Annotated in this window: 19 protein-coding genes; 6 read left to right on the top strand and 13 right to left on the bottom strand. The window is 43.1% G+C overall.

Annotation, left to right across the window (positions count from 1 at the left end; all coding sequences use genetic code 11):
* The first annotated feature begins 61 nt into the window (after nt 1-61).
* The 5 genes from dnaA to queF all read left to right on the top strand — a co-directional run bounded on the left by dnaA (nt 62) and on the right by queF (nt 6,960).
* Nucleotides 62-1,390, top strand: a complete 1,329-nt coding sequence (gene dnaA / locus A3G19_RS06195; protein WP_015652444.1) for a chromosomal replication initiator protein DnaA — start codon at nt 62-64, stop codon at nt 1,388-1,390.
* A 195-nt stretch (nt 1,391-1,585) separates the two neighbouring features.
* Nucleotides 1,586-2,653 (top strand): DNA polymerase III subunit beta, encoded by a 1,068-nt coding sequence (dnaN, locus tag A3G19_RS06190; RefSeq protein WP_015652445.1) that lies wholly within the window; start codon nt 1,586-1,588, stop codon nt 2,651-2,653.
* 168 nt (nt 2,654-2,821) lie between these two features.
* Nucleotides 2,822-5,137, top strand: a complete 2,316-nt coding sequence (gyrB, locus tag A3G19_RS06185) for a DNA topoisomerase (ATP-hydrolyzing) subunit B (RefSeq protein WP_015652446.1) — start codon at nt 2,822-2,824, stop codon at nt 5,135-5,137.
* A 9-nt stretch (nt 5,138-5,146) separates the two neighbouring features.
* The gene (locus tag A3G19_RS06180) at nt 5,147-6,532 is read left to right on the top strand and encodes an EAL domain-containing protein (protein ID WP_294871227.1); all 1,386 of its coding nucleotides are present in this window, start codon (nt 5,147-5,149) and stop codon (nt 6,530-6,532) included.
* Between the two features lie 38 nt (nt 6,533-6,570).
* A complete protein-coding gene (queF, locus tag A3G19_RS06175) occupies nt 6,571-6,960 on the top strand; it encodes a preQ(1) synthase (RefSeq protein ID WP_294871224.1) in 390 nt (129 codons plus the stop codon).
* A 47-nt stretch (nt 6,961-7,007) separates the two neighbouring features.
* On the opposite strand, the gene A3G19_RS06170 is transcribed toward queF, so the two are convergent.
* From A3G19_RS06170 to A3G19_RS06150, 5 genes are all read right to left on the bottom strand, one after another.
* The gene (locus A3G19_RS06170; protein WP_294871222.1) at nt 7,008-8,933 is read right to left on the bottom strand and encodes a TonB-dependent receptor; all 1,926 of its coding nucleotides are present in this window, start codon (nt 8,931-8,933) and stop codon (nt 7,008-7,010) included.
* A gap of 55 nt (nt 8,934-8,988) precedes the next feature.
* Nucleotides 8,989-10,557 carry an ATP-binding protein gene (locus tag A3G19_RS06165; RefSeq protein ID WP_015652450.1) on the bottom strand — a complete coding sequence of 523 codons (1,569 nt, stop codon included), beginning with the start codon at nt 10,555-10,557 and terminating at the stop codon, nt 8,989-8,991.
* Complete coding sequence (locus tag A3G19_RS06160) at nt 10,554-11,081, bottom strand: YfiR family protein (RefSeq protein WP_294871221.1); 528 nt, start codon at nt 11,079-11,081, stop codon at nt 10,554-10,556. Before A3G19_RS06160 ends, A3G19_RS06165 begins: the two co-directional genes overlap by 4 nt.
* Entirely contained in the window at nt 11,078-12,781 is a 1,704-nt protein-coding gene (locus A3G19_RS06155; RefSeq protein ID WP_294871218.1) for an EAL domain-containing protein, read from the bottom strand. Before A3G19_RS06155 ends, A3G19_RS06160 begins: the two co-directional genes overlap by 4 nt.
* A 111-nt stretch (nt 12,782-12,892) precedes the next feature.
* Nucleotides 12,893-14,650 carry a GGDEF domain-containing protein gene (locus tag A3G19_RS06150; protein WP_294871216.1) on the bottom strand — a complete coding sequence of 586 codons (1,758 nt, stop codon included), beginning with the start codon at nt 14,648-14,650 and terminating at the stop codon, nt 12,893-12,895.
* Nucleotides 14,651-14,775: 125 nt separating this feature from the next.
* Between A3G19_RS06150 and A3G19_RS06145 the strand changes: the two genes are divergently transcribed.
* Nucleotides 14,776-15,495: a hypothetical protein gene (locus tag A3G19_RS06145; RefSeq protein ID WP_015652454.1), complete on the top strand. Its 720-nt coding sequence runs from the start codon at nt 14,776-14,778 to the stop codon at nt 15,493-15,495.
* A 76-nt stretch (nt 15,496-15,571) separates the two neighbouring features.
* Here the strand turns inward: A3G19_RS06145 and A3G19_RS06140 are convergent, their stop codons facing one another.
* The 8 genes from A3G19_RS06140 to A3G19_RS06105 all read right to left on the bottom strand — a co-directional run bounded on the left by A3G19_RS06140 (nt 15,572) and on the right by A3G19_RS06105 (nt 22,920).
* Nucleotides 15,572-16,036 (bottom strand): hypothetical protein, encoded by a 465-nt coding sequence (locus A3G19_RS06140; protein ID WP_294871214.1) that lies wholly within the window; start codon nt 16,034-16,036, stop codon nt 15,572-15,574.
* A gap of 43 nt (nt 16,037-16,079) precedes the next feature.
* Nucleotides 16,080-16,829 (bottom strand): UDP-2,3-diacylglucosamine diphosphatase, encoded by a 750-nt coding sequence (locus A3G19_RS06135; protein ID WP_041192353.1) that lies wholly within the window; start codon nt 16,827-16,829, stop codon nt 16,080-16,082.
* Between the two features lie 104 nt (nt 16,830-16,933).
* The gene (pstB, locus tag A3G19_RS06130) at nt 16,934-17,719 is read right to left on the bottom strand and encodes a phosphate ABC transporter ATP-binding protein PstB (protein WP_015652457.1); all 786 of its coding nucleotides are present in this window, start codon (nt 17,717-17,719) and stop codon (nt 16,934-16,936) included.
* A gap of 2 nt (nt 17,720-17,721) precedes the next feature.
* Nucleotides 17,722-18,564, bottom strand: a complete 843-nt coding sequence (gene pstA / locus A3G19_RS06125; protein WP_015652458.1) for a phosphate ABC transporter permease PstA — start codon at nt 18,562-18,564, stop codon at nt 17,722-17,724.
* Nucleotides 18,564-19,412 carry a phosphate ABC transporter permease subunit PstC gene (gene pstC, locus A3G19_RS06120; RefSeq protein ID WP_015652459.1) on the bottom strand — a complete coding sequence of 283 codons (849 nt, stop codon included), beginning with the start codon at nt 19,410-19,412 and terminating at the stop codon, nt 18,564-18,566. Before pstC ends, pstA begins: the two co-directional genes overlap by 1 nt.
* Nucleotides 19,413-19,457: 45 nt before the next feature.
* Entirely contained in the window at nt 19,458-20,843 is a 1,386-nt protein-coding gene (locus A3G19_RS06115) for an HD domain-containing protein (RefSeq protein ID WP_294871212.1), read from the bottom strand.
* Nucleotides 20,840-22,252, bottom strand: a complete 1,413-nt coding sequence (locus tag A3G19_RS06110) for a HAMP domain-containing sensor histidine kinase (RefSeq protein WP_294871211.1) — start codon at nt 22,250-22,252, stop codon at nt 20,840-20,842. The genes A3G19_RS06115 and A3G19_RS06110 overlap by 4 nt, the downstream gene beginning before the upstream one ends.
* On the bottom strand, nt 22,246-22,920 hold the full coding sequence (locus tag A3G19_RS06105) for a response regulator transcription factor (protein WP_294871321.1): 675 nt from the start codon (nt 22,918-22,920) through the stop codon (nt 22,246-22,248). Before A3G19_RS06105 ends, A3G19_RS06110 begins: the two co-directional genes overlap by 7 nt.
* Nucleotides 22,921-22,970: the final 50 nt, after the last annotated feature.

The following is a 22,970-nucleotide window of genomic DNA, read 5'->3' as shown; positions in this document are numbered from 1 at the left end:
TGAGGCTAATTATAGGCAAATATCGCTATTATTCACATCACTATTCACAGGGGTTGAGAAAATGAATTCGATCGGTAAACAAGTATTAAATGCTCTCAAAGGGGAGATCAATGAGATTGACTATCAGCGCTACATTAAACAGCTCACCTATGATGAAACGGAATCCAAAAGCAATCTCGCTATTTTTCGTGCCCCAAACGCGCTCATCGCAAACTGGGTACGTACCAAATTTGCCGATAAGATAGCTCATCTTTTCGAAATCAAAACCAATATCAAACCGACCGTTACGATTTTGCTCCAATCTTCATCAGCACCCTCATCAACTCAAAGTACAACCGTTCCTCAAAACGTGGAACGTCCCAGCGGTTCATTACTCAATCCTTCTTATACTTTTCAAAACTTTGTCGTCGGTGATTCCAATAATTTTGCCTTTATTGCCGCTAAAAATGTAAGTGAAAAACCGGGAATTGTTTATAACCCTCTCTTTATTTACGGCGGGGTCGGATTGGGGAAAACCCACTTGATGCAATCGGTCGGTAATGTAATGCTCGCGCAGGGAAAAACCGTTATTTATACCTCGGTAGAACAGTTTCTAAACGACTTTACCCGCCATCTCAGCAACCGAACAATGGATCGTTTCAAAGATAAATACCGCAAATGCGATTTGCTCTTGATCGATGATATCCAGTTTCTCAGCAATAAAAATCAGATTCAAGAGGAATTTTTTCACACGTTTGATGCACTGCGCAATGAAAACAAGCAAATCATTATCACCTCCGATAAACCTCCTAAAAAAATCGGAGGACTCGAAGAGCGTCTCAAAAGCCGTTTTGAATCGGGTTTAGTTGCCGATATTCAGCCTCCTGAACTCGAAACGAAAATCGAAATTATCAAGAAAAAATGTGAAATCAACCGCGTAAAACTTGATCGTGAAGTGATTAACTACGTCGCCACCATCATCGAAAACAACACACGTGAAATCGAAGGCATCCTCTCCAAACTCAATGCCTATTCACAACTGATGGGAGTTGATATCACCATCGAATTTGCCCGCAACGTTCTTAAAGAACAAATGGCCGAAAAACGGAGCAATATCACCATCGATCTTATTATGGAAATTGTTGCTAAAGAGCTTAACATTAAACCAAGTGAAATCCGTTCCAAAAGCCGTAACAGTAACATCGTTTATGCCCGCCGTATCGCTATTTATCTCTCACGTTCACTTACACCCAATTCAATGCCTCAATTGGCTCAATATTTCGGGATGAAAGATCACACCGCTGTCAGTCATACGATGAAAAAAATCCAAGAACTCATGAAAAATGATGAAGATTTTCGGGTCAAAGTCGAAGAGTTGTCTAATAAAGTATCCATCGCAACACCTGAATAATCTTTTTGTGTTTGTAAAGCCCTTTTAAAAAAGCTATAATTCGTACACAAGTGAATAGATGTGAATGAAAGCAAATCGTTTCATCACATTCAAAACTCAGGAGAGATGGGAGTTTATGGGCTGTTTTCACCCATTCACACCCCCTTATTACTAACTATTACAATTAATGCTTATAAATAATAATAGGAGTCGTTTATGAAAATCACCGTTGATAAGTCGGTTTTAGAAAATATCCTTCTACACCTTCAACCTTTTTTAGAAAAAAAAGATACATCACAAATCACTTCTCATATACTTCTCTCTACCGATGGTAGAACCCTAACAGCCAAAGCAACCGATTATGAAATCGGACTCTCTATTCACACTAACTCTGTAAGTGTAGAAGAACCCGGTTCACTCACCGCAAACGGTAAAAAACTTTTGGATATTATCCGTATTCTAAAAGATGAAGAAGTTGAACTGACTTTGGATAAAGATACCCTTCATATTCGACAAAAACGGTCAAACTTTAAACTCCCTACTTACAAAAGTTCAGAATTTCCTTCTTTTCCAACAACCGATGGAAAACCTAATATCGTTATTAACTCTCACGTATTAATTGAATCGTTGAAAAAAATCACCCCGGCAGCCGACACCAATAATCCTAAGTTTGAACTCAACGGTGCATTGATCGATATTAAAAGCAATCAAATCAATTTTGTTGCTACCGATACCCGTCGTCTTGCACTGGTTCATATTGACAGCCAAAACGATGCTGAACTCTCTATCATTGTCCCTAAAAAGGCGATTATAGAAATTCAAAAACTCTTTTCGGATAACATCGAGATTTATTACGACAATACACACCTGATTATCAAATCCGAGGACTCTTTGTTTTATACCAAACTGATCAACGGTAAATTCCCTGATTACAGCCGTATTATTCCAAGAGAGGCTCAACGCTCCATTATCTTGCCTAAAAGCGCTATAGTGACCGCTATTAAGCAAATAACGACTATTTCCAATGATCTTAAACTCACTTTCCAAAGCGATGCTATTTTGTTTGAGAGTTTAAGTGATGATAACATCGAAGCAAAAACAGCCGTTGAAATCGAAAATGGATTTGATACTCCGTTTATCCTCGCAATCAACAGCCGCTATATTTTGGATTTCTTATCTCAAGTCAATACAACTGAATTTACCCTCGAAGCCAATGAATCGAATCAGCCGTTTGTTCTCAAAGATGCAAATTTTAAAACGATTGTTATGCCGATCGTTATCTAAAAAATACTTCGTCATTCCGTGCTACGACACGGAATCTAAAATATAATATAGATCCCGTATCAAGTACGAGATAACAATCCTTCTTTCTTCTAATTCTTTATAAAACCTTCTTTTTAGTTTATCTTCGCTAAAATAAAGCATTAAACACGCTTAAAAGCTGGAGAAACTATGGAAAATTACGGTGCTAGTAATATTAAAGTCCTAAAAGGTCTCGAAGCCGTTCGAAAACGACCGGGTATGTACATCGGCGATACCGGTCATCGCGGGCTTCACCATCTCATCTACGAAGTCGTTGACAACTCGATCGATGAAGCGATGGCAGGGCATTGTGATACGATCACTGTAACCCTAACGAAAACCGGTACAGCAATGGTTAGCGATAACGGTCGCGGTATTCCGACGGATATCCATCCGGGTGAGGGGATATCTGCGGCTACGGTTGTTTTGACCGTATTGCACGCCGGAGGAAAATTTGATAAAGATACCTACAAAGTCTCGGGCGGTTTGCACGGGGTAGGGGTATCGGTTGTAAATGCCCTTAGTTCTGATTTGAAAATGACCATTTTCCGTGAAGGTCAAAGCTTTGAGCAAAATTTCAAATGCGGTATCCCTCAAGAGCCGTTAGCCGTAACGGGGACAACACGTAAACGTGGAACAACCATCGAGTTTTTTCCGGATCCTTCAATCTTTACCGAAACTATTATTTTCGATTACGACTATTTGGCAAAACGTTTCCGTGAACTAGCCTACCTCAATCCTCGTATTACGATTGTTTTCAAAGATGATCGTAACGGTGCGAGTAATACCTATCACTACGAGGGCGGTATCAGCCAATTTGTTACCGATGTCAATAAAAAAGTGGTGGTTGCTGCTCCGTTTGCATTCAGTGAAAAAATCGAAGATATCGAGATGGATATTGCCATCATGTATAACGACAGTTACGACGAAAAAATGTTCACGTTCGTCAATAACATCAATACCCCTAACGGCGGTACACACGAAGCCGGATTCCGTGCCGGATTGACCCGTGTTATCTCTAACTACAACAAACAAAACGGTAATGCCAAAGAGAAAGATATCCCTTTATCAGGAGAAGATGTTTCTGAGGGTCTAATTTGTGTTGTATCGGTACGTGTACCGGAACCGCAGTTCGAAGGTCAAACCAAAGGGAAACTCGGAAATACCTACGTTCGCCCATTGGTTCAAAAAGTAACTTATGAGAAACTGACCAAATATTTCGAAGAGAATCCGATCCAAGCCAAAGCAATCATCCAAAAAGCGCTAATGGCGGCGCGCGGACGTGAAGCGGCGAAAAAAGCGCGTGAGCTTACTCGTCGTAAAGACGCGATGACAGTGGGAACATTGCCGGGTAAACTCGCAGACTGCCAAAGCAAAGACCCTGCAATCAGCGAACTCTATCTGGTGGAAGGGGACTCTGCGGGCGGTTCGGCAAAACAGGGGCGTGACCGTGTTTTCCAAGCGATTTTGCCGCTGAAGGGTAAAATTCTCAACGTCGAAAAAGCCCGTTTGGACAAAATTCTCAAATCTGAAGAGATCACCAATATGATTACCGCGCTCGGTTGCGGAATCGGTGAAGAGTTTAACGAAGACAAACTCCGTTACCATAAGATCATTATCATGACCGATGCTGACGTCGACGGTAGCCATATTCAAACACTGTTATTGACGTTCTTTTTCCGATATTTACCAAAAATTGTGGAAAACGGCTATCTTTATTTGGCACAACCGCCGTTGTATCGCTACAAAAAAGGGAAAAAAGAGATTTACTTTAAAGACGATCGCGTTATGAATGCCTTTTTGATCGAAAACGGTATCGAAGCGCTGGAAGCGGAAGAGTTAAATGTCGGGGTGAATGATCTTGTTTCGTTCTTTAAAATGGTCGATCATTACCGCAGTACACTCGATGCATTGGAACGCCGTTATGCGCTTGTTGATTTGATTCGTTATTTCATTGAAAATCCGGATTTGATTGCATCGTCTCTTAGTGATCTTTATACCCACGTTGAAACCTTCTTGAACTCTAAAGGCTATAATATCCTCTCTAAAAGCGTCAATGACGATGATATGCACCTATTTGTCCAAACCAAAGAGGGACTTGAAGAACTTCACGTCAACGATGATCTGTTTGCATCGCCGCATTTTGCCGAAGCAAACTATATCTACCAAAAAATCCAAGATTGGAATTTGCCTCTCAAGGGGGATTTACTCGAATTGTTGACCCAAATTACCGATTATGCGAAGAAGGGTTCATACATTCAACGCTACAAAGGTCTCGGGGAAATGAATCCTGAACAGCTTTGGGAAACAACAATGACACCGGAAAACCGTGTATTACTACGTATTACGGTTGAAGATTCTGAATCTGCCGGTGAGTCGTTTAATCTCTTTATGGGTGATGATGTCGAACCGCGCCGTAACTACATCGAAACACACGCTAAAGACGTGAAACACTTGGATATTTAATCTGTATCCATGACCTATACTGAGCAAAAAGAGAGGGAACACCGTTTCGCATTAGCTTTGCGGATGGGGTTGCCGATCTTTTTTCTCAGTACCATAACCCTTTTTGCACTATTAACACGAAACTACACCACTGTTTCTTCTTTAATCATTTTATCAATTGCGTTATTGGGGATAATGGTCTATTTTATTTTCTATTTGATTTATCAAAGTACCAATGAAAATATTACCGATACGATTACCCATACTTTTACCCCGGAATATTTTTTTCGGCTGTTTAAAAAATCAATTTCCAAAAAAACACAAACCCTTGTTTTAATCAGTGTTGAAAATTTATGGTCGATCAATGAACGGTACGGGGTTAAAAACGGCGATAAGTCATTGCAAAATACCGTCATAAAACTGGACGATTTCTTTCGTGATAAGAGAATCGAAAAACTTCCGATATGCCGTTATAAGGGCGGTGATTTTTTAGTTTTTTTACCGGGCGAAAAAGAGCAATATGTTCCTCTTATCGAACTTCTTTTGAGCAAGTATCAAAATTATATTAATGATGACATTGAGATACGGCTTGAAGCGGTGATGATCGATTCACGGCTCTCCGATGATATCGAGTTGTTAGTAAGCCGTTTGTATGAACTGCATCATGATCGGGTCAGTTCGGAAAAAGAGGACATTTATTCGATTAACGAACTTGAAAATGAGATCATACAAGCCGTTGAAAAAAGACGCTTTTCGATCGGATTTTGGCCGGTATGCTGTGATGAATATGCCGTGTTTGATACAACCGTTAAACTGATTGATACCGAAGGACGCTTTATCCACCAAAGCCGCTATATCCCCGTATTGAACCGTTTGAATAAGATGCGTCATTTTGAGAGCGATGTATTGGAAAAAATCGGTTCTTTGTGCGATGATCAGAAACGAAACTTTGTGGTAACAATTTCTTCCGTTACCTTACGTAATCCTCACTTTTTTGAGCATGCACTCACCCTGTTTGAACGTTATCCGCAGGCTCGATATAAAATAACGTTGATGTTTGAAGAGAAAGAATATTGCCATCAGTTGGAGCGTTTTGCCCATCAAATTGCCCATTATCGAAAAGCGGGGTATAAAATCGCACTCGATCGTTTAGGGGGACATCACACGACCCTTTTGTATCTCAAAGAGCTTGAAGTCGATATCGTCCGTTTTGATCCTCTTTATACCCGCCATATCAAAGAAGCGGGATACCAAAACATCATTCAGGGGCTTAACCTGAGTGCTCACTTGTGCGGAGCTAAAACCTGGGTATCGATGATCGAAGATGAATATACCTATAATCTCGTTCAGTCACTAAAAATCAACTATCGGCAGGGAAATTATCTGGGTAGAATTTTAACACCGGAACAGTTATAAAACTGTCGATATTTAAAATAAAAGTAATAAGGAAAAATATGAAATACGGAGAACAAATCGTCGAAAATTTCGATATCGAAAAAGATTTTGAAATTTGGCCGAATCAACATGAACGCGATTATGTAATCAAAGTAACCCTGCCGGAGTTTACCTGCCTTTGTCCTCGCAGCGGATACCCCGATTTCGCAACGATTTATGTCGAATATACGCCGGATAAATGGGTAGCTGAACTCAAAGCCATCAAACTGTACATTAATTCGTTCAGAAACCGCCATATTTCTCACGAAAACAGTGCAAACGAGATCTATAGCACTTTCGAGTCAAAAATCGCTCCTAAGCGTTTAAAAGTGGTTGCAGACTATTTTCCTCGAGGAAATGTACATACGGTCGTTGAGATCGACAGCGAAAAGATGGAACGCTTACGTTAGAAACGGTGGAGTTTTCTCCCGCATCCGGAAGATGTGCGTGGCATCAGTTAAAACTTATAGGTGTAGGTGAGATTGGCGCTGCGTCCCCAATGATGGGGGATGGTATTGGTTCCATTGGTGTAGTTGAGATTGGGACTGTACACATCTTCATCCAAAAGATTGTCCAAATAGAGTGACAATAAGGAGTGACCCCGTTTTCCTATCCCCCACGTTTGAGCCGTATCGACCGATACGTTGGCGGTTAAAAGGTTATAGGCATCCGGCTCAGGATTAAGTGCTGAATTTGCTATGCTTTGATCGTTTGAGCTGCCGATATAACTGTTAAATACCGCGATATTCATCCCATGAAACCCGCTATAGGAACCGCCCAGCTTAGCCATCATATTGGGGGCAAACGTGGTGTCTTTTACTCCGCTGTTTGTTTTGTTGATCTGATAGCTGAAATTGCCGAGGATGTTGAAATCCTCATTTACTTCTACACGCCCCTCCATCTCTATCCCCTGAAAATGGACATTTCCCTGATTAGCAAATGTTGTCGGCGTTCCCGAAACCCTTACAATCAAATTATCAAGTACTGTATCATACAGGGCAATCGCATAGTATTGTTTCGGCGTTTGATAAATGAGCTGAGCATCATACGTTGCCACTTTTTCGGGATTCAGCAAGGGATTTCCTCTCAATGTCGGCGCATCGATTTTTGCTTCTTGGAGGTTTGGGGAACGGTACGCTTCACTGTAGAGGAGTTTGAGCCACCAGTTATTTCCGAATCCCTGAATAAATCCGGCTCTCTTGGAGAGATCGGTTTGGGTATCCTCAGGTTTGTTTAACTGAATTCCGGCGATGATTTTTTGTTTCGGAGAGAGCATATAGTCGATTTGGGTATAGGCACTTTTACTGTTCATTTCAGAATAAGGGAACCCGCTCTTGAACTCGGTTTCGTAATTTGAAGAGTTGGCGCCGAAGAGGAGATTGAGATCGGTGGCGATATTGCCGCGAACAATCATTTCCGCCATATCGTAGCGGTCTTTATAATGGTTGCGTCCGCCTGTTTCGCTGATTTGCCAATCAAACTCGCCCAAATTAACGGTATAGTTAAAAGAGGCATCCCATCCGCTCGTGATATCGTAGAGATATCCGACGTCGAGATACCCTCTTTTCTTTTCCATCGGCGATGAGGGGAGCTGAAAAGAGGAACCTCCGCTATCCACATCGTTATTCATTACCATTGCGTTGAGGGTGAATCCTTTGTATTTGCCGTTAATGACAAGGTTATCGCTGTTTTCACCTGAATCATAGGTTCCCGCGATGTGGTCCTTATCGAGAACTCCATTAATACTGTCGCCATTGGCGCGGATGGCATTGAGACCGATGTTAAGACTGTAATCAGCACCTCCAATCAATGTTGAGAGTTGAAGTTGAGTGCGATTAAAGCTCCCAGCCCCGATATCGATACGGGTTTCATTGATCGATTTTTGTGCGTCTTTGGTAACAATGTTGATGACCCCAGCCATCGCATTGGTGCCGTAAATAACCGATCCCGGACCTCGTATCACTTCGATATGATCGATCATCTCTAACGGAAATCCGAGATAAATATCGAAGTTAAATCCGCCGTCGGTTCCATCGTGTATCGGGCGTCCGTTAAGGAGAACCACCTCCCAACCTTCCTGATGGGCTCCGTTCATGCCGCGAATTGAGGTTTTATTATGGGGGCGCTGGTGGGAACTGAGTACCTGCATCCCGACAAGGCGATCAATGACATCGCGTAAATGTCTGGCACCGTATTGGTGAATCTCTTGAGAGGAGACTACGGTAATGACTCCGGGGGCCAAGTGCTGGCTTTCATCGCGGCGCGAAGTACTGGTGACTTGAATATTGAGAAGGTCCTCCAGCGAAAGAGGGGCTAATTCGGATTGGTCATCTGCTTGGAGAAGAGAGCAAGAAAGCACTGCCGTTAAAAAGATATTTTTCATGACCAACCTTTTTGGATAATATAATCTAATAATAACATTGACATCTTAAAATTCATTAAGCCTGTAAATGTTCACCCGATACACTCTGTTCCAATGGGAGGGTGAGGGTGAATGATGCACCTTTTTGGGTCTCAGAATTCAGGATAATTTTCCCCAGCAGTTTTTGGGTGATAAGATTGTAGACGATATTAAGTCCAAGACCAGTCCCCCCGGCATTGCGTTTGGTGGTAGTAAACGGCTCGAAAGCAGTTTTTTTAATTTTTTCATCCATCCCTGCTCCGTTGTCAGCATAGGTGAGGATCAGATTGTTTTCGTCTATTTGAAAACGGATCGTGATAGTTGCATCAAGAGTTGATTCATTAAACCCGTGCAGTAAGGAATTTTGGATGAAATTGCTGATAATTTGGGCGTATACACCGGGGTAAGATTTGATAACCAGTTTAGTATCCCCTTCGATATGTACGGTTACCGGTATTTTTTTAAGTTTGTTATGGAAAGTAAGGAGAATCTCTTCGAGATACTCGTACAGATTGAAGGTTTGTTTATCTTCCACGCTTTGGTCGACAGAAATACGTTTAAAACTGCGAATGAGATTGGCCGCTTGATTAACACTTTTGAGGAGCAGGTCTGCTGTTTCGTTCAATATGTTGAGTTTTTGCTCCATAAACGATTTTTTGAGGGTTCCCTCCTCTATTTGCCGCAGGAGCTGCTGAGTCTCTCTGACGATAATAGATCCCCCGGTAATTGCATTGCCCAAAGGGGTATTGACCTCATGGGCAACACCGCTGACAAGATTCCCCAGTGCGGCCATTTTCTCAGATTCTACCAGCTGAAGCTGTGCTTTTTTCAGTGTTTCAAGGGAGTCTTGAAGCTCTTGGGTTCGTGATGCCACCCTCGATTCCAAATGGGTTGTCAACGATTCGGTATCACTTAAGAGATGGTTAAAGGCATCGTACAAATAAGCAATTTCATCGTCCTTATCATGGGTGACACGAAGCGAGTAGTTGTTGTTTTGTGCTACCTCTTTGGCCGCTTCGGTTAATGTAAGTATCGGCTGGAGGATTTTTTTGCTCAACATACGTGACACCATGTAGACAAAAAGGAGTAATCCGAATGAAAAAATCGTGACCGATTTCACTAAATCCATAACAAAAGAGGTGATACGATCTGTTTTTCTCTCGATATAGAGGTAGCCTAAGAGTTGAGAATTTTGTTTAATTTCAAGTGTGGTTGAGAGTTTTTCAACATCCCATGGGAACCAGCCGGTGTTATCATAACGTGTTCCCAAAGGGAGATTGAGTTGTGGAATAGGGCGATGGTGGGGATTAAAAGAAGTGAGCGGTGTTTGGTCTGCGCTGTAGACGACAGCCAAAAGAACATGGCTGTTTTTACGGAGTGGGTTAATGTTGGTACTGATCCCCTGAACATCAAAAAATGCCAATGGAGCGGTTACCAAATCGACGACCAAATCAGCCTGCAATTGGCTTTCGTGAAGATAGGATTCTTTTTCATGGTTAATGTTGTACCACGATAGGAATATGGTTCCGAAAACAATGATGAAAAGGCTTGTAATGACCAAAGAACGGGTCATTTGCGAAGCGATGGAGGTGCAAATTACTCTCATTTTGATCCTCCGGTCGGTTCGATAACCGTGGCGAAATTGAGAAGTTTATAGCTAACGCTCAAATCGGCATTTTCCAAGTTACGCTGATTAATAAGGAATCGAAAGGAGTTGTTTTGCAAATAAAATCCGATCATCGCCCCCCGTTTCACATCGTCATCATCATCGCTGATCATTAAAACATTGTTTTTACGCAAAGTATTCAATAGGGCTTCATTCTGATGAGGCTTTGAACCGCGAAAATAGAGAATATGGCACTTTATCATCTCTTCGGAAGGGGTTCCGACCTTAAGAGGGATAACCTTGAGAGGATGGTTATTAAAGAGGCGTGATGAGTAGCTTTTTTGCAGGGTTTGGGCAAATGAATCATCATCATAGACGCAGATCGTATAGGACTCGATCGGTTTCGGCCACTGGATAAACATGGTAAAGCGCTCCAAATAAGCGGCTTTGATACTCTCTTCCGAAACGGCGAGCAACGAGGAGCCGTAGAAAAAGCAAAAAAGGGCGACGAAAAATTTTTTCATTGAACCAAGTCAGGTTTGGGTTCACCTATAAAGTACCCTTGCGCGTAATCGATCCCCATTGATTTGACGATTTCGTACACCTGAGAACTGTGGACAAATTCGGCTACGGTTTTTACCCCTATTTTATGGGTAAAAAAGAGAATCGATTCGGTCACTACCTGAGATTTCGTGTTAACATCGATATCTTTGATATAGGTTCCGTCGATTTTCACAATATCAAGGTCCAAATTTCCGAGTTGGGCGAAATTCGAACATTGAACCCCAAAATCGTCCAGACACAGATGATATCCCAGTGCGGTGAGCTCGTTGAGATGTTTTTCGGCGACCGGATTGGCTAAAATGCTGCTGTCTTCGAGAATCTCAAAATAAATTCGATCGACATCGATTCCGTATTGGGTACGTGTTTGTTCGATAAAGCGGATAAAATCGGATTCGACGAGATCCTGATCGGTGATATTAACCGAAAAATGGAGGGTATTGGTACTAAAACGTGCGCAGGCCTGTTCAAATACCCGTTGAGTTATTTGGTAGAGGAGACCGGCATATCTGGCAGTAGAGAGAAAGTGAAAGGGGGCATAGATAACCCCGTCATGTTCGAGTCGCACGAGTGCTTCATACTTGGTAATCTCTCCGCTTTTACAATCAATGATAGGTTGATAATAGGCAATCAGCTTGTCGTTATCAAGAGCGTCTTTGAGCCATTTTGTCCATTTGGTATTATCTTTGATTTGCTGGATAACAGCCAAACCGTCTGAGTAAACCTGTATCCGGTTTCGGCTCATTTTTCGTGCTTCGCGCAGCGCGATTTCAGCTTTTTGGATCATATTCCCCATGTCTCGTTCAACGACACCCATGGTAACATTGACCCGATGCTCAATGGCATTGATGAGAAAAGAGTGTTTGGTGATGGTATTTTGGATGCGCATAACCTCTTTTTGGACATCCTGAATCTCTTTATGGGCTGTTAATACGGCAAATATATCAGCTTCAAGGCGATAAACACTACATGCGGGACAGGAAGAATTGTGTAAAATTTTTCCAAACTGCAACAGCATCTGATCCCCTACATCAAACCCGTATACGTCATTGATCATACTGAACGCATCAATATTCAGCAAAATCAGCGACATAGGTTCGTCAGTATCGAGATCGTAGTTGAGCTTGACGCGATTTCCCAGTCCGGTCAGGCTGTCGGTTATAAGGGCAGCATAAATCTCATTCTTTTTATTCAGAAGCTCAATAATCTGTTTGTATTGCGAGAGGGCACTTCGGACCGTGGTGTAGAGCCGATCGGTTGTCAGCTCTGTTTTTTCTTTGTAGTCATTGATGTCATAATGATCGATGACGTACCGCTCCGGTGCCACACCGGGTTGTCCCGTTCGGATGATAATTCGTACCATCGTATTATTAAAGTGGTAGCGGATGGTTTCGACAAGATCCAGACCGGCCGTTTCGCTCTCCATGACGACATCAAGCAAAATGATTGCAATATCATCATGTTTCTTGATAAGTTCAGCTGCTTCAGCGGCACTGTAGGCGGAGAGAAAACGGAGCGGTTTGCGTTCATAGGTAAAATCGTGAAGGGCTAATTTTGTAAAGGAGTGAACTTCGGCATCGTCATCGACGATCATTACCGTCCAGGGTGTTTCGGATAATGCCTCTTCTTCTTCGGGGGCGAATAAAAGTTCATCATCCGACATTCTTTTCCCCTCTTTTTTTAATTTAGTTTTCTTTTATTAAAATAATAGCACATTATAATACAGAATTAAAGAAAGCGGGAAAAAATAGTCTTTCTTCACAAAACGTACAGGTTAAAGCTCTACGATACTTAGATGATCGGGTGATTTTTTTGCTATTTTCTTCTCTTGGGCAAAAAGTCGCTGAAGATGTTCGCCGCTGAGAAGATCGGAGTTTTTTTGAATTCGGATCACAACCGCACTGACGGAGAGAAGTTTATACTCTTTACTATTGCCTTCTCGGTCTTCGGCAATGATACACCCTCTCTCGCGATCTTTAGTTTCGTAAAAATCACGGACATTGTCAATAAATTTATGAATGAGCAGTTCCACCTGAGTGCATACGGATTTAAAGGTTGTAGACTCATTTAACAATGCTCCCATAAAAAAGTCATCCCCACCTATGTGTCCTTTAAAAAATTCGGGTGAGAGGACTTTGTGCATCAGTTCGGCAAAAAGCAAGATAACACGATCCCCGTTGCGAAAACCGTAATGGTCGTTATAGGGTTTAAAATGGTCAAAATCGAAATAGACAACAATAGCTTCCTCAGGATTTTCGAGGATATTAGCGATGTATTCGTTGATTCTAAAGTTGCCCGGAAGTCTTGTCAGAGGATTTTCATCACGAGCACGGATAAGATTGCGTTCATGGATAACATCGATCATATCGCGTGCACTGAGATAGCCGATATAACGGGATGATTCGACAACTAAAACACCCGGTGCATTTTCAGAAAGGGAGAAAAGTTCTATTATGGTTTCCAATGGCATTTTGATATCAACGACGGGGATCGGTTCGATATAGGTCTCTAATACAGAGAGGTTGGAAGAGCGGTTTTGGATCAGAGAACGTCCGAAAGGGGAATAAATGACCGATTTAAGGCGATGCTCATGAATAATACCCTGAGGATGGTGCATCGAATCAACAACCGGCACCAAGAAAAGTTTATCATCTTCTTTGAGCAGATCAAGGAGCGCCTCCATCGAATCACCAATAATAATCGGTTTGAGGGATTCGAGACGTTTAAGAATAATGTTTTGATCTTCTTTGTGTCGAAGATCTCGTGTGGAAGATTCCATAATATGAGGGTATTTGATCTCTATTTTGGAAGCGTCAATTGTAGGGTGTTGAACGAAATAACCTTGTACCATGTGAGCACCTATCTCTTTGCAAACGAAAAGTTCCTGATTGTTTTCCACCCCTTCAGCAATAACTCTGCATCCCATGAGAGTTGCCAGTTGAACCATATTGTGGGCCAGTAGTTTCTTTTTAGGGTCTTTGTTAATCGAACTCAAAAAAAAGCGGTCGATTTTGATAATGTTCGGCGTACAGTGATAGAGGAGTTTATACCCAGATTGGCCGATTCCGAAATCATCGATCGCAATACAAAAGCCTTCATCGCCATAGTGGTTCATCAATTTGGTAAAATGGTCTAAATTGACGATTTCGTTATGTTCGGAGAGCTCAAAAACAATACTCTTTTGATCGAGTCCGTAACGTCTGAGAATTCGGGAGGTATTTCCTTTTGAAAAGTCGGTCATCTCCAATACTCGATTATCGAGATTGTAAAAAAGTTTCAGATTCTCAAAGCCCGCAATAGTGCAAAATTTTTCAATCACTTTCTCACGCAAACGAAGATCGAAGGTATAGAGGATGTTTGCTTCGTAAAGGTGATCAAAAAAAGCTTCGATCGTGACAAATCCTAAAACATCGCTTCCCCGTAAAAGGGCTTCAACACCAAAACTGATTCCGGAATGGATATCGACAATCGGCTGAAAGGCAATATCCAAGACATCAAAATAACGTTCGTAAAAGGGGTGTAGAGGTTCCATTCGACAAGTATAGAATTTAAGGATTTCAAATCGGTTACAAATAGGCTCCATGGATGGTTTGAACGGTAATTTCACGGTAATCAGAATGATTTATAGTACGTAAAAATCTCTATTCAGGATTAAAAATGAAAAAAATGTTTTTACTCATACCTGTGGGTTTGATCGCTGTGGGCGGTTTTATGTTATTGAGCTCGCAAAGCAGTGCGCAACAAAGCATTCCAAAAGCGATGGAGGTAACGTCAAAAACGCCGGAACAGTTGTTTTCGTTAAGTCAAAACTCATTGAGTCTCATTTTACGGCATGGAGATAATAAAGCAATTTCTACTCTTGAATCATCTACGGAAGAATTAGAAAAAGTATTGCCGAAATACGAAAAACAAGGGCTTAATATCGATAAGCTTGAGAGATTGATAGTGACGTATAAAGAGGACAGCAGGGTTCTGAGCCAAACAGCGCGACCGTTATCGGACAAACTTCACGTGTACGATACATATGAAGAAGAGAATGAAGAAAAATTTTTCATTGCAATCAAACAAATCGGCCTTTATGAGCTTAAAACCGATTACAATAAACTGTGCCGAATACGGCTTGATTATCTCAAAGAACCCTCCGCCGAGTTAGAAGAAAAATATCGATTGGGCGCAAAGGCTTTGACGCAGATGATCCAAGAGTTGTATCTTGATGATGCGATTGAAGACCCTTTGTATGCTTACATTGATAATCATAAAAACTATTTTGAGACGGTAAGCAAAAATTATCAACAAGCGGGAATGGAGCGCGTCCATCGAGTGCGTCAAAACAGCTATGCGATTAAAACCGAACTTCAGATGCTCCCTTCCCTTTAGAGGGTTGCAGATCGTCTCCGGCGCGTAATCTTCTTTTCCTCTGATCTATTTTCGTAATCGTGGTGCTGTAAATAAATTAACGGGATTGTTGTTGAATGTGTTCTATTTCTCGCACTATTTTGAAAAGATCATAGGGGGATAGTTCATTGGGTTTGAACTTTTGTATCGGCTGCAGGGCAGTGATATAGTGCTCAAAACACGATTTTCGGCTTCGCTGCATCAGTTTATGGGCATACCCTAAATCATCCGCATTGCTTTTGGAGCAAAACCACCGTTTGCTATCATGCAATCCCAAACGAAATACTTGCGAAAAGATAATTCCCATCCAATCATACGTCGTCCCATTTTTTTTGATTTGCCGCCGTTCTAGCCGTTCAACAATCTCTGTGGGTAAAACGATTCGACACATCTCCCAATCGTTTTGGGATATCTCTAGGGCATCGAGCCGAGATATCAGACTAGAGCGATCGTTGGAGTGATAAAAACCGTCGCTTCGACCAAACTCAGAGTGCGAATAGGGACTTTTTGTCCACATTCTCACAAGCTGATCCCTAAAATTCCCCGGACCCTTGTAAAAGACGATATTAATGGTTTTGGTCGTGTTCATAAATCTCAAATCTTCCATCATAATGTTCGACGATAGCGGTGCAGGATTCAACCCAATCGCCACAGTTGAGATATTCTATGTTGTTGATAAGGCGCATCTCGGCGTGATGGATATGCCCGCAGATAACCCCGTCATAACCGCCATCATCGGCGTGAGACGATAGTATCTCCTCATAATCGGTTATAAAGCTCACCGCTTGTTTGACACTTTGTTTGGCCATTTTTGAAAGGGACCAATAGTGGTATTTTCCGAACCATCGGCGTATGGTATTGATCGGGCGATTCAGACGAAGCATAAAGAGGTAGCAGCGATCTCCTAGATGGGCAACCCATTTTTTGGTCATCGTTACGGCATCAAACATATCCCCATGCACTACAAGATAGCGTTTCCCGTTGAGAGCGAAATGTACTTTTTCGTGGGTGATCGTGATATTATCCCCCATTACCATCGGCAAAAATGAGCGTAAAAACTCATCATGATTGCCGATGATGTAGTGGACTTTGGTCCCTTTTCGGGCTTTGCGGAGGATTTTTTGGAGGACATCGGATTGTGCTTGGCTCCATCGCCAGTTGCGGCGCAGTTCCCATCCGTCGATGATGTCGCCGACGAGATAGAGGTTTTCACATTCGATATTTCGGATAAACTCTAAAAGTCGATCCGATTGTGCGTCGCGTGTTCCGAGATGGAGATCCGAGATAAAAACGCTTCGATAGTGCAATTCATTCATAAGAGAAAGTGTAAAGAAGGAGAATTACCCAAAAGATACAGAGGAATTACTAAAAGATTACAGGAGAAGATGAAGAGAGGAAAAGGTGGAGCAAAAGCTCCAAATCAACCGAATTTGCCGGTGATGTACTCTTGGGTGAGCTTCTCTTTCGGGGTGACGAAGAGTTCTTCGGTATGCCCGAGTTCTACCAAATCTCCCAGATACATAAATCCGGTGTAATCACTCACACGCGCGGCTTGCTGCATGTTATGGGTAACGATGATGATCGATACGCGCTCTTTGAGCTCGATTACGAGTTTTTCGATCCCCTGAGTCGAGATCGGATCGAGTGCAGAGGTCGGTTCGTCAAAAAGCAATACTTCGGGCTCTACCGCGATCGCACGAGCGATACAAAGACGTTGTTGCTGACCCCCTGAGAGACCGTTTGCATCGTGTTTAAGACGATCGCTGACTTCTTTCCAGATAGCGGCATCTTGGAGCGCTTTTTCTACACGTCCATCCAGCTCAGTTTTATTTTTAATCCCTTGCAAACGCATACCGTACGCGACGTTGTCATAAATTGACATCGGGAATGCGGTCGGTTTTTGGAAAATCATCCCGATTTTGGTGCGCAGATGGATCAAATCTTCTTTTGGATCGAGGATATTACGTCCTTCGAATTCGATTTCACCCTCATATTTATTTCCCGGATAGAGATCATGCATACGGTTGAATGAACGAAGCAGTGTTGTTTTCCCGCAACCGGATGGTCCGATGAGAGCCGTAACGGAATGTTTGGCAATCGGCATGGTCACTTTTTTCAAGCTTGGTGCAGCGGCACCTTTATAGGTAAAGTCAAAATTGCGAACCTGGAGTGCGCACTCTTCTTTGATATCGATAATACTTGCCATAGTTATTTCCTTTTTCCGGCTAATAAAATAAGTCGTCCGATGATATTCAGACCCAAAATAAACATCGAGAGGATAAAGGCGGCTGCCCATCCAAGCTGCTGCCAGTCATCATAGGGACTGATCGCATAGTTAAACATGGTAACCGTCAGTGAAGGCATCGCTTCGTTCAGGTCTGTCGTGAAAAAGTTATCATTAAACGAGGTAAAGAGCAAGGGTGCAGTTTCGCCTGCTACGCGGGCAACCCCGAGGAGTACCCCCGTCAAAATCCCCGCTTTTGCACCTCGGTATACGACGTCCATAATCACTTTGTATTTCGGAGCACCCAGAGCGAACGCCGCTTCGCGCAATGTTCCGGGGACGAGCTGAAGCATATCATCTGTGGTTCGCAAGATGATCGGGATCATAATGATCGCCAATGCGATAGCTCCCGCCCAAGCACTAAAATGCCCCATCGGCATGACGACAACCGCATAGACGAAAGCACCGATGACGATAGAGGGTGCCGACATCATGATATCGGATATATCGCGGATCGTATGGGCGAGTTTAGAGTTTTTACCGTATTCGCTCAAGTATGTACCCGCCATAATCCCCAGAGGAACTCCTATGAGTGTAGCTAGACCCACAAGGATCAGCTGACCGACAAGGGCATGTTTGAGACCGCTATCTTCGTATCCCGGAGGTGAACCTTCGTAGATGAAGATATTCCAGTTCAGCGCATCGATCCCTTTCATCATTAGGATTCCGAGAATCCAAAATAAAAATCCTATGGCAATGACAGCACTAAGGGTGGAGAATCCAAGTGCCAATTTATTGATGATTATACGTTTTTGAACGGCGGTCATTAGGCTTTTCTCACTTTACGTAAAAAGTAAAACTTTGCGATAGCGATGACAACGAAGCTCATAATAAGCAATGTCAATGCCAATCCAAAGAGGCTGGAGAAGTAGAGTGAACTGTCCGCTTCGGTAAATTCGTTGGCTAGAGTTACCGGAATAGAGGTCGTTGGGTCCATAATGGAGCTTGGGGTGTGGTGAACATTCCCCATAACAAAGGTTACCGCCATCGTCTCACCGATCGCACGACCGAGTGCCAAAATGAGTGAACCGATAATCCCCGCCTTAGCGTAAGGGATGATAACGTCTTTGATAACATCCCATTGGGTGCCGCCGAGCGCGTAAGCGGACTCTTTAAGGATATCGGGGGTGGTGTTCATTGCATCACGGGTAACGGCTGCCATAAACGGAAGAATCATGATCGCTAAAACGATCCCGGCTGCCAAAAGACCGATCCCCATTCCTCCGAAGATATCGCGCAAGATAGGGACAAAGAAAAACAGACCCCACATACCGTAGATGACCGACGGGATCGCGGCAAGGAGTTCAACGCTGACACCGAAGAACCCTTTGATTTTGTCATGGGCAATTTCACTCAGGAAAATTGCGACACCGATTGCGACAGGAATTGCGAGAAGCATTGCCAAAAAAGTGGAAGCGACGGAGCCGAAAATCGCTGCGTACGCACCGAATTTATCGAGGTTCGGTGCCCACTCGTCTTTGGTAATAAAATCGAGTCCAAACGTCTGCATTGCTTCGGTCGACTGATTAAAAAGGACCACAAATATCCACGCAACGATGAAAAGGATCAACAAAGCGCTGAGTCGGGTCATGTTTAAGAAGATTTTATCAATCATGCCAAGCCTTACCTAGAAAATATGCGCAATTTTAGTGCAGGATGATTACAACATTGTTACCAAGTGGACTTTTGTCCATGAAATAGCCTCTTCTCGAGTGAAAAAGAGTTGACTCAATTGTGCCTCGTAGGCGGATTCTAAAATTGTTTTAAATGCTTCCGAGGGAGCTAACCCCAGAGCGATAAGATCTCGCCCTAAAACTAAAGGAGGGGGGGCGGAGTGTAAAACTCCCAGAGCGGATGAACGTTCATAAAGCCATTCTCCCGCTTCAAATGTTTTGGGTATTGTACCGTTAAACGAGCGTCCGAAAAAATCGGCTTTGGCAATTTTTATCAAGTCATCGATGCAAACATGGGTACTGAGATGGAGTATATCGGTGTCGTTGGCCTTACATCGATAGAGTTTACGAGGCCAACCGTGGTAGCGAATCAAAGGTAAAATAGCTTCAATCAGGGTTTTGTCTTCCGTAATTTTTTCCAACCAATGACGAGCGATATCGACGCCGATTTCAGCGTGTTTCGGAGCGTTTAAAACCCCCTCGACGGTGATGGTGGTATCGGGTTTGCCAATATCGTGCAATAACATCGCTAACATCAATATGAGGTCACTCCGCCATTCTCCGAGACGCATTGAAGCCATCGTATCGAGTGCCATCAGCGTATGGTTCCAAACGGAACCCTCAGGATGCGAAGAGGTCTCTTGAGGGGTAGATTCAAAACGATCCAATGGTGAGAAAAACGGGAGTCCCCCCATCTCTTTTAATAACGTCATTCCGATAGAGGGGCGGTTACTGCGAAGAAGGAGCTTTTTGAACTCTTCAAAAATTCGCTCTTTGGGGAGTTCTTGGAGAGCGCCTTCGGTGATCATCTTCTGACATAGGGCTAACAGTTGTTTGTCACATGTGAGTTCAAAGCGGGCAGCAAACTGAACGGCGCGTAATATTCGCAGAGGGTCATCTACAAAGGTTTGAGGATCGACACATCGGAGCTGTTTGTACTTTAAATCCTCAACCCCGCGATAAGGGTCGAGTAATGTTTGGGTGATGGGGTCGTAACCGATGGCATTGATGGTAAAGTCACGACGGCGGGCGGCAGTGGCAAAATCAAGATCACTAAACCATGTCGTCTCAAACCCTTTGTGACCAAACCCTGATTTGGATTCGGTACGCGGCGGTGAAAAATCGATCGAATATCCCGCATAGGTGAGCTTAAGAACACCGAAGCTTTTACCGTAAACCCCGAGCTTTCCAAACGGTTTGAGGAGTGTTTCGAGTGAATCGAGGGAGGTGACACCGTAGAGCTCGATATCCAGATCATGCGTGGGGTGTCCACTAAAATGATCGCGGACAAATCCTCCGACAATAATAGGTTTGATCCCCTTGGATGAGAGATGCTCTACTAAATACATCAAGGGGGGAGATATCGGGATCATTTTTTGGTTATTTTCTTTTGTTCGATCAGATTGGCGAGAGAAAAACTAAAGGTTGAACCGACCCCTTGCGTACTTTCGATACGCAGTTCAGTATCATGCAGTTTGAGGATATAGCTGACGATGGAGAGTCCTAATCCCATGGAATTATCCCAGCGATTTTTTTGGACGCGGTAAAATTTAGAGGTAATTTTGTCCAGTTCGGATGAAGCGATACCGATCCCCTTATCGCTGATACTGACTGTTGTATCGGTAAGGGTAACGGTAACCTCTTCCTCGGAGTATTTCAAAGCGTTGTCGATCAAATTAGTAAGGATCAGCTCTATCATCGTTTTATCGGCAAATACGGTTTTGGATATCCCGACATAACGGATGGATCGATCGGAATATTTGGCCTGTAAGATTGAAATGGAGTCCAAGCAAACATCGGAAAGTTCAAACAAGGTGGGTTTGATGGAGAGATCGTTGTTTTCCAGTTTCACTGAGAGGGCGAGACGGTCTAACATTAGGGTTACACGATGGGTATTGGAGAGGATTTTGTCTAAAAACTTCTCTCGAATTTTCGGATCGAGCGAGAGATCATCATGGAGGGTTTCGGCGTAACCCATAATCGCGGCGATCGGGTTTTTAAACTCATGGCTGATGGCGGAGAGGATATCGTTTTGCTGTTTGTTGATGAGACGAAGTTTGGCGGTGTGTTTGCGCTTTTGTTTGTCTCGGTTATTGAGCTTTTTAACCAAGTTTTTGAGCATGATGGAAATTTGCAGGAACTCTCTAAAATATTCGGGCTTCAGAACTGCACGATAGTTTTTAGCCGATATCTGATCGAGATAATTGGTAATTTGCAGAATATCAAAGCGCGCTTTTTTGGAGATTTTATAGGCGATAATGAGGGCAAGGATGATCAACGCGCCAAATGCCCCCACGAGTTGAATCCAAAGCGCATAAAAATGGTCCATTACCCCCTCTAAACTCATAGCCAGACGGATATAAAATGTTTTATCGGGAGTATTGATTTTATGGGCAACGTAGATAAAATCGGTTTTAATGGTGTTTGAATAGCGAACTGCTACCCCATAAGGTTCGGTCATTGCATGCATCACTTCGACGCGACCTGCGTGGTTTTCCATCGTCTCTTTATCGGCATCGCTTTCAGCGATGACCTCTCCTGATTCATCGATTACGGTAACACGGAGAAAGGTTCTTCCCGCTGCCTGTGCGACAAAACGGTCAAAGTCTTGAGTTGTTGTGAGGAGTGGTTCGAGGAGATTGATATTTTCGATCAGCCGTTCTTCTCCGTCGTGAATAATCATCGATTTGAGGGTAAAGTAGCTAATCAGTGAGGCAACAAAAAGTGCGGCAATAAAGAGACCTAAAACATTGAGGAAAAAGAGCTGATGAATTCTTAGCACAGTGTGTAACCAACTCCCCGTACAGTTTTTATGTATTCTTTTGACTTATCGGGGTCGATTTTTTCTTTGAGGCGATTGATTGCAACGTTGACGGTACGATCTTGATACACTTCATCGCCGCCCCATACGTGTTCTAAGAGGTAATCGCGTTCAAGCACGACGTTTTCATTCACGATCAGAGCATGGAGGAGATCAAATTCGAGTTTGGTGAGTTCAACAGGGGTTGTGTTGATAGCTACGGTACGAGCTGCGAGGTTGAGAGAGATGTCACGGTAGGTGAGATTCCCCTCGGCAGAGAGTTTCTTAGTACGGCGTAAAATCGCTTTGACCCGTAAAATCAGCTCTTTCATACTGAAAGGTTTGGTGATGTAATCATCCCCACCACGTTCAAACCCCTGCTCTATCTCTTCGTCTTTGTGTTTTGCACTGACGAAAATGACGGGAGTTTGGATACCCCGTTTGCGAAGTGATTCGACAAACTCGCTCCCCTCGGCACCGGGGAGATTACGATCCATGAGGATGAGATCGACTTTCTCTTCTTCGAGGACATTGACGACGTGTTTAGTATTGAGAAATCCGATGGTCTCGTACCCCTCTTTTCCTAAGTGATACTCCATCAGTTCCAAAATATCCTGTTCATCTTCGACAATCAGTATCAGCGTTTCCACCAGTAACCTCTTTAGGGTAGATTTTGAGTAGGTAAACATCTGCAGACTAA

The sequence above is a fragment of the Sulfuricurvum sp. RIFCSPLOWO2_12_FULL_43_24 genome (assembly GCF_001829605.1).
In the GTDB taxonomy this organism is placed as follows: domain Bacteria; phylum Campylobacterota; class Campylobacteria; order Campylobacterales; family Sulfurimonadaceae; genus Sulfuricurvum.
This window is presented reverse-complemented; position numbering and strand designations above follow the sequence as displayed.

What these genes read in the sequence shown, in the direction of transcription:
- dnaA (WP_015652444.1), top strand. Translation starts at nt 62, where the DNA reads ATGAATTCGATCGGTAAACAAGTATTAAATGCTCTCAAAGGGGAGATC.
- dnaN (WP_015652445.1), top strand. Translation starts at nt 1,586, where the DNA reads ATGAAAATCACCGTTGATAAGTCGGTTTTAGAAAATATCCTTCTACAC.
- gyrB (WP_015652446.1), top strand. Translation starts at nt 2,822, where the DNA reads ATGGAAAATTACGGTGCTAGTAATATTAAAGTCCTAAAAGGTCTCGAA.
- A3G19_RS06180 (WP_294871227.1), top strand. Translation starts at nt 5,147, where the DNA reads ATGACCTATACTGAGCAAAAAGAGAGGGAACACCGTTTCGCATTAGCT.
- queF (WP_294871224.1), top strand. Translation starts at nt 6,571, where the DNA reads ATGAAATACGGAGAACAAATCGTCGAAAATTTCGATATCGAAAAAGAT.
- A3G19_RS06170 (WP_294871222.1), bottom strand. Translation starts at nt 8,933, where the DNA reads ATGAAAAATATCTTTTTAACGGCAGTGCTTTCTTGCTCTCTTCTCCAA.
- A3G19_RS06165 (WP_015652450.1), bottom strand. Translation starts at nt 10,557, where the DNA reads ATGAGAGTAATTTGCACCTCCATCGCTTCGCAAATGACCCGTTCTTTG.
- A3G19_RS06160 (WP_294871221.1), bottom strand. Translation starts at nt 11,081, where the DNA reads ATGAAAAAATTTTTCGTCGCCCTTTTTTGCTTTTTCTACGGCTCCTCG.
- A3G19_RS06155 (WP_294871218.1), bottom strand. Translation starts at nt 12,781, where the DNA reads ATGTCGGATGATGAACTTTTATTCGCCCCCGAAGAAGAAGAGGCATTA.
- A3G19_RS06150 (WP_294871216.1), bottom strand. Translation starts at nt 14,650, where the DNA reads ATGGAACCTCTACACCCCTTTTACGAACGTTATTTTGATGTCTTGGAT.
- A3G19_RS06145 (WP_015652454.1), top strand. Translation starts at nt 14,776, where the DNA reads ATGAAAAAAATGTTTTTACTCATACCTGTGGGTTTGATCGCTGTGGGC.
- A3G19_RS06135 (WP_041192353.1), bottom strand. Translation starts at nt 16,829, where the DNA reads ATGAATGAATTGCACTATCGAAGCGTTTTTATCTCGGATCTCCATCTC.
- pstB (WP_015652457.1), bottom strand. Translation starts at nt 17,719, where the DNA reads ATGGCAAGTATTATCGATATCAAAGAAGAGTGCGCACTCCAGGTTCGC.
- pstA (WP_015652458.1), bottom strand. Translation starts at nt 18,564, where the DNA reads ATGACCGCCGTTCAAAAACGTATAATCATCAATAAATTGGCACTTGGA.
- pstC (WP_015652459.1), bottom strand. Translation starts at nt 19,412, where the DNA reads ATGATTGATAAAATCTTCTTAAACATGACCCGACTCAGCGCTTTGTTG.
- A3G19_RS06115 (WP_294871212.1), bottom strand. Translation starts at nt 20,843, where the DNA reads ATGATCCCGATATCTCCCCCCTTGATGTATTTAGTAGAGCATCTCTCA.